Raw genomic sequence first — 13578 nt, forward strand, 5'->3', positions numbered from 1 at the left:
TCGATCCGGATCCGGATATCACGGCGAGATATGCAGCACGATTTCGCGCCGATGCGGCTCATCGCGGTGTTCGAAAAGATAAAGGCCCTGCCAGGTGCCGAGCACGAGCCTGCCGTCGCTGATCGGCACGCCGATGGAAACCGTGGTGAGCGCCGATTTGATATGGGCGGGCATATCGTCGGGGCCTTCGAGCGTGTGGATGATCCAGCGCATGGAAGGATCGTCCGAGGGCGGCACGAGACGGGAGAAAAACACCGTGAGATCGTGTCGCACATCGGGATCGGCATTTTCCTGAATAAGCAGCGAGCAGGATGTGTGCCGGACGAAGATCGTCAGCAGGCCTTCTTCCACGCCGGCGTAGCTGACGAATGCCTTGGCCTCGGATGTGAATTCATAAAGACCCTGCCCGCGGGTGGCGACGATCATTTTTCTCTGCGGCACATTTTTTCCTTCAACGGGTTGGAACAAAATCGGCGCTGCCAACGTTTCAGCATGTCAAATTGTATCCGATGACGTAATGGATACGACAAGTGCGTGACGACGGCCTATAAGATCAGAACGGAAAACCGGCGTCACAGTTGCAAAAAACGGGGAAGGGTCGGCATTATCAGAATGAATTATTCAAGCTTACCCGTTCCTCGACAAACACAATATTCCCCGTACAAGACAGGCACAGGTGCGAAAGACTGATTCATGGCCCCCAGTGACTATCATGTCGACCTGACCAATTGCGACCGCGAACCCATCCACATCCCAGGCTATATTCAACCGCACGGCTGTCTCATCGCCTGCGACAACGCCATGCGCATGGTGCTGCGGCATTCTGAAAACTGCCGCGAACTGCTGGGCGTCCAAGGCGATATCAATGGCAGGACCGCCGAGGAGGTGCTCGGCAAAAAACTCGTCCACGATCTTCGCAATGCGCTCACCGTCACCGGCAGAACCACGCGTCCCGCCATGCTGCCCGCCATGGAAATGAGCGACGGCCGCAGCTTCGATATTTCCCTGCACCGCTACAAATCCACCACCATCATCGAATTCGAGCCCTCCCGCAGCGAAACGCAGCCGCTGGGCACCGCGCGCAAGATGGTGGACCGCATCCGCGAGGCGGACAGCGTCGAAAGCCTGATCTCCAGAACGACGCGGCTGATAAAGGCGACGCTCGGTTACGACCGGGTGATGATCTACCGTTTCGAGGAAGATGGCGCCGGCAAGGTCGTGTCGGAAGCGAAGCAGCCGGAACTGGAAAGCTTTCTCGGTCAATATTTCCCCGCCAGCGACATACCCCAGCAGGCCCGCGCGCTCTATCTCAAGAACACGTTGCGCATCATATCCGACGCCAGCGGCGCCCGGGTTTCCGTCCTGCCGGCGCTTGACGCATCGGGCGAAGCTCTCGATATGTCCTTTGCCCATCTGCGCAGCGTCTCGCCCATCCATTGCGAATATCTTCGCAACATGGGTGTTGCGGCCTCCATGTCGATTTCGGTGATTGTCGACGGTGCGCTGTGGGGCCTGATCGCCTGCCATCATTATTCCCCGCGCGTGCTGACGATGCCGGTCCGGATCGCCGCTGAAATGTTCGGAGAGTTTTTCTCCATGCATTTGCAGGTTCTGAAACAGAAGCGCAGGCTCGATACCGTCAACCATGCCCATGCCGCGCTTGACCGCTTTCTTCGGCTTGCCGCCCATCACGCAAACATCGAAGAACTGCTGATCGACAGCTTTCAGGATTTTGCCGATCTGATGCCCTGCGATGGCGTCGGCCTGTGGGTGGGAAACAACTGGCACGGCCATGGCGCAACACCGCCGCATGACGCCATTCCAAGGCTGGCGCGCTTCGTCGCCTCGGCGTCGGAAGGCAAGGTCTGGGCGACGCATGCGCTGTCGCAAGCCATACCGGAGGCGGAAATCTATGCCGGCACGGCAGCCGGAATGCTCGCCATTCCGCTGTCGCAGGTGAAAAACGACTACCTGTTGTTTTTCCGCAAAGAGATCGTGCAAAACCTGAATTGGGCCGGCAATCCGGAAAAATCCTACGAGACCGGCCCGATGGGCGACCGCCTTACCCCGCGCAAGAGTTTCGCGATCTGGAAAGAGACGGTCCGCCTGCAGGCGCAGCCCTGGTCGGAAGCCGACCGGGAAATCGCGGAAGCGGCGAGGATTGCGCTGGTCGAGGTCGCATTCCATCACAGCGAACTGATGGCGGGCGAAAGGGAACGCGCGGAAGTGCGCCAGCGCATGCTGAACGAGGAGCTCAACCACCGCGTCAAGAATGTTCTCGCCATCATCAAATCGCTGGTCGGCAATCCCTCGCAGGAGGGCAAGACCCTGCAGGAATATGTGACCGCCCTGAAGGGCCGCATTCAGGCATTGTCCTTTGCCCATGACCAGATCATTCGCGGTGAAGGCGGCGGCGCGCTTCGCGATCTTCTGGATGCCGAACTGTCGCCGCATCGCTCGCCGGAAACCGTTGTGAAACTGACCGGCCCGCAGGTCACGCTCGATTCGCGCGCTTTCTCCGTCATGGCTCTTGTTCTGCATGAGCTGGCGACGAACGCCGCCAAATACGGCGCGCTTTCGCAAAATGGCGGGCAATTGCATGTGCGCTGGACCATCGACGAGAATCGCGATTGCGAGATTGAGTGGCGCGAAATCCTGCCCACCAAACTGCCTCCGCCATCGCGCGCGGGCTTCGGCACGGCGCTCATCAGCCGCAGCATCCCATACGATCTCGGCGGGCGCAGCACGATACGCTATTTGCCTGACGGGCTGGAGGCGGAAATCCTCCTGCCCTCCCGTCACGTTTCCTCGGCCACGGCAGTCGCCGACACGCAAACCGAAGATGAAACCGCGCCGCAGCCCAGACGCTATAACCGGGAGGAGCCGTTGAAAGTATTACTCGTCGAAGACCAGATGCTGATCGCCATGGATGTCGAAAACATGCTGGAAGACAACGGCATCAAGGCAATCGAAACGGCAACCTCGTCGGCAATGGCCATTGAAAAGCTGAAGACCTATATGCCGGATGTGGCCATTCTCGACATCAATCTCGGCTCCGATACATCGATCCCCGTCGCCCGCGAACTCCACCGCCGTGGCGTCCCCTTCCTCTTCGCCACCGGTTATGCGGATGGCAGCATGGTGCCGGATGAATTCGGCACCGTGCCGGTGATCAGGAAGCCCTATGATGAAGATGCGCTGATGGCGGGCATTGGGTTGCTGGTGGGGGATGCGGAGCGGGTTTAGGAAACTTATGTGAACGAGGCTTCCTGATTGGGAAAACCCGCCCTCACTGAAATCTCGTAAAGCCCCGCTTTTTCGCGTCTTCCGGGCTGACCTCATTTCCGATTTTAAACCGGAATTCCGTCACCGTGTAATTTTCCAAATCGACTTCGCACTGGAACGAGACGTCATGCCAGCCATTGCCCGTGTTGAACGCGCCGCCGGAAGCATCGATCGAATTACCGGAAATCCTGCCGCCCGTGTCCGAATAGGGGATCATGCCCCTGGCGGCAAATCCCGCACCCTGAATCTGGGCCAGGGCTTCGGTGCTGCAAAGCTGAACGACGCGGCGACGCGGTGGCAGATCGCCAAACATCTGGCGTCTCTGGGCCGGTGACAGCATCGACGAAGACAGGAGGTTTTTGGCCGCCGGAAGTTTCGCGGGTTTCTTTTCCGTCACTTCCGCCGGCTTTTCCTCAGTCGGCTTGGCCTGCGGCACTGGCGGCTGATCGGGCTGCGCTTCTTCCTTCACGGGTGAAACCGCGATCTCCCCCTGTGCGGCGGAAGCCTGAAGATCGCTGTTGGCGGCAGGAGCTGCGGGCTTTTCCTCAGCCGTTTTTTCAGGCTGGCTTGCAGACTCTTCGGAAGGCTCGGTCTTTTCCGCTTCCTCCGTCTTGCCCGGCTTGTCCTCAGGGTCCGTCTGCGTTTCCTCGGGCCTCATGGCAATGGCCGGCAACGTCGCCTGCGGCGGCGGCAAAGGTTTTGCCTCTTCCGCCGGAGGAGCGGGCGGCGGCGGTGGAGGTTGCGGCTTTTCCTCTTTCGCCTTCTCTTCACCCGGCGGCGGGGCCTCTTCCGCCTTTTTCTCCTCCGGCGGCGGCACCAGATCGACGCTGATGCTTTCCGGCTCCTGCGGCTCGGCTATGCGCTCCGGCAGCTCGAAAAAGAAAAGCGCGACGACGGCAAGATGCAACAGCACGGAGACGGGCACAGCCCATCCTCCCCTCCGCCATCTGCTTGCTGAAATCTGTTGCATCTCATCGAACCAAATCGAACCCGGGCTTATCCAGCAAAAGCGGAATGCCTGTTTTCACACATAAGGCTTGTCGCAGAGTTCGCCAGTGCGGGAAACAAAAAACCCGGCCAGCGCAGACTGACCGGGTTCAATTTTGAAGGAAGCAAAAGCTTAGCTGTCGAGGAAGCTGCGCAGCTTTCGCGACCGGCTAGGATGCTTCAGCTTGCGCAGCGCCTTCGCCTCGATCTGACGGATACGTTCGCGCGTGACCGAGAACTGCTGGCCGACTTCTTCCAGCGTATGGTCCGTGTTCATGCCGATGCCAAAGCGCATGCGCAGAACGCGTTCTTCACGCGGCGTCAGCGACGCCAGAACGCGGGTGGTCGTCTCGCGCAGGTTCGCCTGAATGGCGGCGTCGATAGGCAGCAGCGCATTCTTGTCCTCAATGAAGTCGCCGAGATGCGAGTCCTCTTCGTCGCCCACGGGGGTTTCGAGCGAAATCGGCTCCTTGGCGATCTTCAGAACCTTGCGCACCTTTTCAAGCGGCATGGCGAGCTTTTCGGCCAGTTCTTCCGGGGTCGGCTCGCGGCCGATCTCGTGCAGCATCTGGCGCGAGGTGCGAACGATCTTGTTGATCGTCTCGATCATGTGAACCGGAATACGGATCGTGCGGGCCTGGTCGGCAATCGAACGGGTGATCGCCTGCCTGATCCACCAGGTCGCATAGGTCGAGAACTTGTAACCGCGACGATATTCGAACTTATCGACCGCCTTCATCAGGCCGATATTGCCTTCCTGAATGAGATCGAGGAACTGCAGACCACGGTTGGTATACTTCTTCGCAATCGAGATCACCAGACGCAGGTTGGCCTCGACCATCTCCTTCTTGGCGATGCGCGCTTCGCGCTCACCCTTCTGCACCATCGAAACGATGCGGCGGAATTCGGCGATGGAAATGCCGGTTTCCGTGGAGAGGTTCTGGATTTCCTGACGGATTTCCCGGATCGTGTTGCTTTCCTCGCGAGCGAATTCCTTCCAGCCGCGCGCGGCCAGATTGGCAATCGACTTCATCCAGTTCGGATCGAGTTCCGCACCGTGATACTGCTCAAGGAAGCTGTCACGCTTGACGCCATAGGATTCGGCAAGGCGCAGCAGCCGGCCTTCATTCTGCATCAGACGCTTGGAAATGTCGTAGAGCTGCTCGACAAGGCTGTCGATACGGTTCTGGTTCAGCGACAGCGACTTGACGGCCGTGATCAGCTGATCCTTCAGTTCCTTGTAACGACGCTCCTGACCCGAAGACAGGGTTCCCGTGCAGGCAAGACGCGCCTCAACCTGCTGATCCTGAAGCTTGCGCAGCTTCTTGTAGGTGTCAGCGATGGTGTCGAGCGTTTCCATGACCTGCGGGCGCAGTTCGGCTTCCATCGCGGCAAGCGAAAGATTGGACTCGTCGTCGTCCTCTTCTTCCTCTTCCGGCGGCAGGCCATCGCCGCCAACATCCGTCACATCCTCGTCGCCGGTCGGCGCACGCAGCTTGCGGGTCTTTTCCTTCTCTTCGGCGGCCTTGCGGTCCGCTTCGATCTTTTCCGGGCTCTGGAACTGGGGAGCCGCCTTGGCTTCCGGACCGGAATAGGTGGTTTCGAGATCGATGATCTCGCGCAGCAGCGTCGTGCCTTCGTTCAGTTCGTCGCGCCAGATGATCAGCGCCTGGAACGTCAGCGGGCTTTCGCACAGGCCGGAAATCATCGTTTCGCGGCCGGCCTCGATGCGCTTGGCGATGGCGATTTCGCCTTCGCGCGACAGAAGCTCCACGGAACCCATTTCGCGCAGATACATGCGCACCGGGTCGTCGGTACGGTCGGTCGGTTCTTTCTTCTTGGCGGTCGCAAGCGCGGTGCCGCTGGAAGGGGCAAGTTCCCCACCCTCGGAATCGTCGCTATCGGAATCGCTGTCGTCGTCACTGCTGGCGGCTTCCTCGGCGTCCTCGTCCTCGATCACGTTGATGCCCATGTCGGACAGCATCGCCATCGTGTCCTCGATCTGCTCGGAGGTCACCTCTTCGGACGGCAGGACGGAATTCAGCTCGTCCATCGTCACATAGCCGCGCTTCTTGGCGGCCTTGATCATTTTCTTGACCGCGTCATCCGAAAGGTCGAGAAGCGGGCCGTCCGTCGCACCGTCGCGTTCGTTTTCTGCTTCTTCGTTTTCTTTGACTTTGGTTGCCATCTATCTCGTCGCTTTCCCTGACGCTAACACCTGTTCCGCCGCATCGCCGTCCGCCCCTTGAGCATCCGGCGCATTGCCGCGAATCACTGTCAGACACCTAACGGAGTGATCTTTAATTGCCGATTAACCACGGCAGCCTCAGGCAGAATGCAAAGACAGTGCACCCGGAAATGCTTGCTCATGCAATTTCTATCCGCCAAGGCTCATTCCACCTTACTTTTCCTGAAATGGTGATTCCCGCTATTTCCCGCCCCGTCAAGCCTTTGAGGGCGAGACAGCCAAGGAAATTCTTAAAAAGAGCCGCATTTTGCGGGTTATCACCAGACTATCCCCTATTTAGGACGCCTGCCGCAAAAGGCAACCCCAAACACCTTTCAATTCTGCCGACCGCCCTCAGCCATGACCGACGGCCGGCCCCTTCACCCGGCCGGACATGACCCCGAAACCATCGATGATCGCCTCCTGATTTTCCATACGGCCGATTTCAAGCTGCACTTCGGCCAGCGCCCGCACCAGCAATGTACCGCGTTCGTCATCCGTCGCCTCGGCGATTTCCCGCTCCAGTTCCTTTTTCTGCCAGAGCAGGGATTTCGTCCTCTTATGCAGGGAAAGCGCCTGCACATAACCCTCGCGCGCATCCTCCATCGCCGCCTGCTCCGTCGCCGTCCACAGGCGGGCATTGCGCACCTGCTGGTCCATGGCCTTCAAAAGCACCTCGAAACCCTGCTGTGACAGGCGCTCGATCAGCCCCGCCCGCGAAATATCCGCCGCACTTTCCGCCGCATAGGTCAGCACCGTCGACCACAGGCGCTGCAAATCGCGGTTTTCGTAGTCGATAGCGGCGATCTCGTCATATTCCTCGAGCAGCAATTCGGGATGGTTGACGATGGTGATGGCAAGAACGCTTTCCCGGAGCGAAGGCTTTGTCTGATAGCCCCTGACGAGACCCGATTGCGCCAGCCGGTCGGAAATGCTGCTGGCTGGTGCAGCCATCGCCCCGCCCCGCCCCGGCGCATTGCGCTGGAAACCGCGTCCCGCGGGCTGCGCGCCGTTGCGGCGAAAATTGCCGTTCTGAGCCCCACCCTGCTGAAAACGCGGCTGGAAAAAGCCATTCAGCCTGTCGCGCATATCCTGCTGGTAAAAACGGCGCACTGTCTCGTCGCCGATAACGGCCACGATCTGCCGCAACCGGCTTTCAAGCTGCGCGCGTTTTTCCGGCGTATCGAAAGTGACGCCGGAGGTCTCGCGGCTCCAGATCATCGCGGCCAGCGGCTTGGCTTCAGACAGCACCCGGTCGAAAGGCGCACGCCCCTCAAGCCGCACGAGATCGTCCGGATCCTTGCCATCGGGCAGAAGCGCGAAACTGACGGAACGATCCGGCTTAATATGCGGCAGGGCAAGGTCGGCCGCACGGTTGGCGGCGCGAATGCCGGCGCCATCGCCATCGAAGCAGAGGATCGGCTGCGGCGACATTTTCCAGAGGAGATCGAGCTGGCTTTCGGTCAGCGCCGTGCCGAGCGGCGCGACGGCATTTTCCACACCCGCCTGATAGAGCGCGATGACATCCATATAACCTTCGACGGCGATGACCGAACCGCCGGCCGCCTGCGAGGCGCGCCGGGCGCGGGCGAAATTGTAGAGAACATTGCCCTTGTGAAAGAGCTCTGTTTCGTTGGAGTTCAGATATTTCGCCACCGCATCCGCTGCCATGGCGCGGCCGCCGAAAGCGATCACCTTTTCCCGCGACGACAGGATCGGGAACATGATGCGGTCTCGGAAGCGGTCGTAGGAGACCGGCACATTCTCATGCACCACCAGCCCGCAGGCCTCCATCTGTTCCTTCGTCACGCCCTTGCCCGCCAGATGCTCTTTCAGCGCATTGCGGCTATCGGGCGCATAACCCAGCCGGAAAGTCTCGATGATGCGCCCGGTCAACCCGCGATCGCGCAGGTAAGCCCGCGCCCGCGCACCGAGCGCGGTCTGTAACTGGTCCTGAAAGAACAGCGTCGCCATTTCCATGACGTCCTGAAGCGAGGTGCGCTCGCGCTCGCGCTTTTCCGCCTGCGGATCGGGCTGCGGCATGGAAATGCCGGCCATATCGGCAATCTGCTGCACGGCCTCCGGAAAACTCAGGCCCTCAAGCTCAGTCAGAAAGCGGAAGTGATCGCCGGAAACGCCGCAACCGAAGCAATGATACCGCCCCTTGCGGTCCTCGCAGTGGAAGCTCGGGCTTTTCTCGCCATGGAACGGGCAGCAGGCCCAATAATCCCCGCGCGACGTGTTGGTCTTCTTCTTGTCCCAGGACACACGTCGGCCGATCACATCGGAGATGTTCACGCGGTCGCGTATCTCATCGAGGAAAGAGTTGGAAAAGCGCATGGGTTACCTATTCGAGGCCAGTCTTTCATATAAGCGCAGAAAAGCCGCAATACAAAACGGGCAGGTAAATAATACCCACTATTCACAGGCGGCGTTGACATTAATGTATATACAGATGAATATACACAAACGGTGCATGAGCGCTTTTGAACTGGAGCCGGCTTCAGGCTGCTCATGGACATTGTGACGAAAGATTTCATTTCCTTTGAATGGGATGAAAACAAGCGGCAGATTAATATTCAGAAGCACGGCATCGACTTTCCACGGGCGGCGCGGGCGCTTTCGCAACCCCATCTGGAAAGTCGCTCCGATCAAAACGGGGAAAGTCGTATTCTGGCGATATGCCCGGATACAGGCGATCTCATCGCCATCATTTATACGATGCGGGGCGAGGTTTGCCGGATCATATCAGCAAGGGCGACGAGGAAAAATGAGCGAAGAACGTATCGTCAGATATTCTCCGGATGAAATCCGCAAAAAGATCGCCAAGGGCGAAGATCGAACCGACTGGGCGCGCGTCGACGCTATGACCGACGAGGACATCGAACGCGCCACACGTGACGACCCGGACTGGGCGGGCTTTGAGGATATCGACTGGTCGAAGGCCGATGTGGTTTTCCCCACAGCCAAACAATCCATTTCCATTCGTGTCGATCAGGACGTCGTGGACTTTTTCAAGTCCACCGGCAAAGGATATCAGACACGTATGAACGCCGTTCTGCGCCATTATGTGCATGAACAGAAAAAGCGGCAGGGTTGAAGACCGCAAATCGCCATTGCGCCCGCTTCGGGCAAATTTATGGCACCGCAGCATCACCAAAAATTATGTTTTTGTAATTTGAGCCGGCCAAAGCGGCGATATAAAAACATAAACGAAGGCAGCAATTGACCTCCGTATAATCTGCCGACGCCCGCAGGCACGTCCCCCGAAAAAAGCCTGTGAAGGACCGCATTTTGATCCGCCGGAATGCGTTTTCGTCGACAGAAAAAAGGCAGGGCAGCCCACATCTGCCCTGCCTTTACTTTTTAAGGATGCCCGAACTTACTTCAGCAAATCCTTGACGACGCCGGAAGCCTTGGCGAAGTCGATCTGGCCGGGGTAGCGCTCCTTCAGCGCATTCATGCACTTGCCCATGTCGCGCAGGCCGGAGGCGCCGGTCTCAGTGATGACGGCCTGGCAGAGTTCGCGCACCTTCTCGGCCGGGATTTCTTCCGGCATGAATTCCTTGATGATGACGATTTCCTCGCGCTCCTGAGCGGCAAGCTCGGGGCGGCCGGCGCCTTCATAGATATTGGCGGATTCTTCCCGCTGCTTCACCATCTTGGTCAGGATCTGCATGATGTCCTCATCGCTGACGGGGTCTTTGCCCACGCCGCGATTGGCGATATCGCGATCCTTGATGGCGGTCTGGATGAGGCGCACGGTCGAGGTGCGGCGTGCATCACGAGCCTTCAATGCGTCCTTCAAAGCGTTTGCGAACGTGTCGCGCATCATTTTTCTTCTCCTTGGGAAAGCGCTTTCCGCAGCTTCTCGATACGGAAACTTTCCACCTCATTTTGCGAAACGACATAAACGAGCAAACACGCTCAAGCAAATCAAATGCATAAGACCTTGAAAATACGGTGGTTTAATTCCACGTAAATCTTGGCCCTGCGGTTGACCGCTTGGGCTGCTTTCGTTATTTTCCGGCACCTGCACGAGATTTTAACGAAGGGTCGGAACGCGAGCTTTATCGCGCGCCCCTTTATGTCACGAAGCCTGCGACAAAAATGGCCCCTTACCCCCTGCCTTTCAAGAGGCGGGGTGCGAAGCGGCAGAAACGGAACGAGATGACCGAGACAGCGCCCTGGACTACCCGCAAACCGACCGCAATGCTTGTTCTTTCCGATGGCACGGTGATTGAAGGAACGGGCATCGGCGCAACCGGCAAGGTTCAGGCCGAAGTCTGCTTCAACACGGCGCTGACGGGTTACGAGGAAATCCTGACCGATCCTTCCTATCTCGGCCAGATCGTCACCTTCACCTTCCCGCATATCGGCAATGTCGGCACCAATGAGGAAGACATCGAAGACCTGACGCCCGCCGCCCGTCGCGGCGCGGTCGGCGTCATCTTCAAGGCCGATATCACCGATCCGTCGAACTTCCGCGCCGCCAAGCATCTCGATGCCTGGCTGAAGGCCCGCGGCGTCATCGGCCTCTGCGGCATCGACACCCGTGCGCTCACCGCATGGATCCGCGAAAACGGCGCGCCGAACGCGGTGATCGCCCATGATCCTAACGGTGTCTTCGACATCGAAGCGCTGAAAGCGGAAGCCAAGGCCTGGAGCGGCCTCGTCGGTCTCGATCTCGCCATCGAAGCCACCTCCGGCCAGTCCTCCACCTGGACGGAAACGCCGTGGGTGTGGAACAAGGGCTACGGCACGCTCGGCGAAGCCGATGCTAAATACCACGTCGTCTGCGTCGATTTCGGCGTCAAGCGCAACATCCTGCGCCTCTTTGCCGGTCTGGATTGCAAGGTCACGGTCGTTCCGGCCCAGACATCGGCCGAAGACATTCTGGCGCTGAAGCCGGATGGCGTGTTCCTGTCCAACGGCCCGGGAGACCCGGCCGCGACGGGCGAATATGCCGTGCCGGTTATCCAGAACCTCATCAAGAGCGAGCTGCCGATCTTCGGCATCTGCCTCGGCCACCAGATGCTCGGGCTTGCCGTCGGCGCAAAGACCGAAAAGATGCATCAGGGCCACCACGGCGCCAACCACCCGGTCAAGGACTTCACCACCGGCAAGGTTGAAATCGTCTCCATGAACCACGGCTTTGCGGTCGACACCAAGTCGCTGCCCGAAGGCGTCGAAGAGACCCATATCTCGCTGTTCGATGGCACCAATTGCGGCCTGCGCATCGTCGGCAAGCCGGTCTTCTCGGTCCAGCACCACCCGGAAGCATCGCCCGGTCCGCAGGACAGCCACTATCTCTTCCGCCGCTTCGTCAACCTGCTGCGCGAAAGACAAGGTGAGGCAGCGCTCGCCGAGCGCTGATACCTCGTAAAATCAGGAAAGATTATGCGGCCCGCTTTTCAGCGGGCCGTTTGCATTTCACGCTTCACCAGAAGGACGAAGCGGATGGTGAGCAGAACGGCCGCCGTCGAAAGGCCGATCACGAAACCGAACCAGACACCGCGCCCGCCAAAGCCGAGCGGAAAGGCCATGGTCCAGGCAAGCGCCAGCCCGATCGGCCAATAGGAAATCAGTGCCAGCATCGCCGGAATGCGCGCATCCTTCAATCCGCGCAGCAGGCCCGCCGTCACGGCCTGAATGCCGTCGACAAGCTGGAAGATGCCGGCGATCACCACCAGGCTGCTGGCATAGGCAAGCACTTCCGCCGCCTCGGGCAATTTCGCATCCAGGAACCATTTCGCCAGAAATTCCGGCACGGCCGCAAACAGGATGCCGCCGCAAATGGCAATGCCGCAGGCAATCGCATAGACCATGATGGAAGCGCGGATGAGGTTCTTGAAGTCCCCCTGACCGCGGGCGATGCCCACCCGCACGGTCGCCGCCTGCGACAGGCCGAGCGGAATCATGAAGGCGATGGAGGCGAGCTGCAGGGCGATGCCGTGTGCCGCAAGCTGCACGGTGCCGATCTGCCCCATGAGGATCGAAGCGGCGGCGAACAGCGTCACTTCGGCAAGGATGGTGATACTGATCGGCAGACCGAGGCGCAGCACTTCGAAGAGCGCATGCCAGTCTGGCCGCCAGAAGCGCACGAACAGCTCGTATTTCCTGGTTTCCTCCCGCGTCTGCACATAGACGACGATGAAGATGAAGCTGAAGGCATTGACGATGACGGCAACGACAGCAGCACCGTTCATGCCCATAGCGGGCAATCCGAAATGGCCGAACACCAGCGCATAGGCAAGCACACCGTTCATCACCAGCATGATGATGGTGACATAAAGAATGATTCCGGCGCGCCCGATGGCGCTGACGAGACCGCGCAGGACATAAAACAGCAGCGCCGGCAAAAGGCCGAACTTGGCGATGGCGAGATAATGGCCGGTCAACGCCGCCACATTGGGGTTCTGCCCGAGAGAAATGAGAATGCGCTCGGCATTAAAGAAGATCGGCAGGGCGAGCAGCCAATAGGCGATCGCCACCCACATGCCCATGCGCAGCGAGCGACGGGCCGCCGTCGCATCCCCCTGCCCGTAGGCCTGCGCCACCATCGGCACCACGGCCACGGAAAAGCCGGAGCCGAAAATGAAGACGACGAAGAAGAACTGCCCGGCCAGCACCATGGCCGCCAGCTTTTCAGCGCCAAGCTGTCCGACGATGACCATATCCGTTGTATGGATGCCAAGCTGTGCGAGCTGCGCACCGATGAGCGGAATTCCCAGCGCAAGCGTAGCCTGAAAATGCGAAAACCACGACCCCGATCCGGACGGAACGGTTTCTGCAACAACCGACGAAGACATTGTAATTCACCTGAACTTTGGCCGTTGCCCGCGAATTGCGCAACGGCAGCATGGTGATGAATAAAATATTCCCTTCCTGCACGCAACCTTTGCGGATGAGTGATCAAAATTTACGCAAACAAACGGCGCCGCTCCGGCCTCAGCGCAAACGACATGACATAAGACAAATTTAGCTGAATTTTACCATTCCGCTTTATTCATTAGAACATCGCGTAGTTCTTTTAAATCACAAGCTGCATGATGCAGAATATTCCCGCCTTTCTGGCA

Annotated in this window: 10 protein-coding genes; 4 read left to right on the plus strand and 6 right to left on the minus strand. The window is 59.0% G+C overall.

Going from position 1 to position 13578, the window contains the following annotated elements:
- Nucleotides 1-18: 18 nt before the first annotated feature.
- Nucleotides 19-441 (minus strand): secondary thiamine-phosphate synthase enzyme YjbQ, encoded by a 423-nt coding sequence (locus FGF54_RS09495; RefSeq protein ID WP_142779513.1) that lies wholly within the window; start codon nucleotides 439-441, stop codon nucleotides 19-21.
- Between the two features lie 252 nt (nucleotides 442-693).
- Here FGF54_RS09495 and FGF54_RS09500 point away from each other — a divergent pair, with 252 nt between their 5' ends.
- Nucleotides 694-3246 carry an HWE histidine kinase domain-containing protein gene (locus FGF54_RS09500; RefSeq protein ID WP_142779514.1) on the plus strand — a complete coding sequence of 851 codons (2553 nt, stop codon included), beginning with the start codon at nucleotides 694-696 and terminating at the stop codon, nucleotides 3244-3246.
- Nucleotides 3247-3289: 43 nt separating this feature from the next.
- On the opposite strand, the gene FGF54_RS09505 is transcribed toward FGF54_RS09500, so the two are convergent.
- From FGF54_RS09505 to dnaG, 3 genes are all read right to left on the minus strand, one after another.
- Entirely contained in the window at nucleotides 3290-4210 is a 921-nt protein-coding gene (locus FGF54_RS09505) for a DUF930 domain-containing protein (protein WP_168208048.1), read from the minus strand.
- Between the two features lie 195 nt (nucleotides 4211-4405).
- Nucleotides 4406-6460 (minus strand): RNA polymerase sigma factor RpoD, encoded by a 2055-nt coding sequence (gene rpoD, locus FGF54_RS09510; protein WP_035260974.1) that lies wholly within the window; start codon nucleotides 6458-6460, stop codon nucleotides 4406-4408.
- A 393-nt stretch (nucleotides 6461-6853) separates the two neighbouring features.
- Entirely contained in the window at nucleotides 6854-8839 is a 1986-nt protein-coding gene (gene dnaG / locus FGF54_RS09515) for a DNA primase (protein ID WP_142779516.1), read from the minus strand.
- Nucleotides 8840-9013: 174 nt separating this feature from the next.
- Between dnaG and FGF54_RS09520 the strand changes: the two genes are divergently transcribed.
- Nucleotides 9014-9307, plus strand: a complete 294-nt coding sequence (locus FGF54_RS09520; RefSeq protein WP_080707245.1) for a BrnT family toxin — start codon at nucleotides 9014-9016, stop codon at nucleotides 9305-9307.
- Nucleotides 9270-9599 carry a BrnA antitoxin family protein gene (locus FGF54_RS09525; RefSeq protein WP_035260970.1) on the plus strand — a complete coding sequence of 110 codons (330 nt, stop codon included), beginning with the start codon at nucleotides 9270-9272 and terminating at the stop codon, nucleotides 9597-9599. The genes FGF54_RS09520 and FGF54_RS09525 overlap by 38 nt, the downstream gene beginning before the upstream one ends.
- 282 nt (nucleotides 9600-9881) lie before the next feature.
- Here FGF54_RS09525 and FGF54_RS09530 read toward each other — a convergent pair whose 3' ends face one another.
- On the minus strand, nucleotides 9882-10334 hold the full coding sequence (locus FGF54_RS09530) for a GatB/YqeY domain-containing protein (protein WP_003522833.1): 453 nt from the start codon (nucleotides 10332-10334) through the stop codon (nucleotides 9882-9884).
- Between the two features lie 335 nt (nucleotides 10335-10669).
- Between FGF54_RS09530 and carA the strand changes: the two genes are divergently transcribed.
- The gene (gene carA, locus FGF54_RS09535) at nucleotides 10670-11875 is read left to right on the plus strand and encodes a glutamine-hydrolyzing carbamoyl-phosphate synthase small subunit (protein ID WP_142779517.1); all 1206 of its coding nucleotides are present in this window, start codon (nucleotides 10670-10672) and stop codon (nucleotides 11873-11875) included.
- Nucleotides 11876-11913: 38 nt separating this feature from the next.
- On the opposite strand, the gene FGF54_RS09540 is transcribed toward carA, so the two are convergent.
- Nucleotides 11914-13311: an MATE family efflux transporter gene (locus FGF54_RS09540; protein WP_142779518.1), complete on the minus strand. Its 1398-nt coding sequence runs from the start codon at nucleotides 13309-13311 to the stop codon at nucleotides 11914-11916.
- Nucleotides 13312-13578: the final 267 nt, after the last annotated feature.

This window comes from Agrobacterium sp. T29 (assembly GCF_006970545.1).
In the GTDB taxonomy this organism is placed as follows: Bacteria; Pseudomonadota; Alphaproteobacteria; order Rhizobiales; family Rhizobiaceae; genus Agrobacterium; species Agrobacterium leguminum.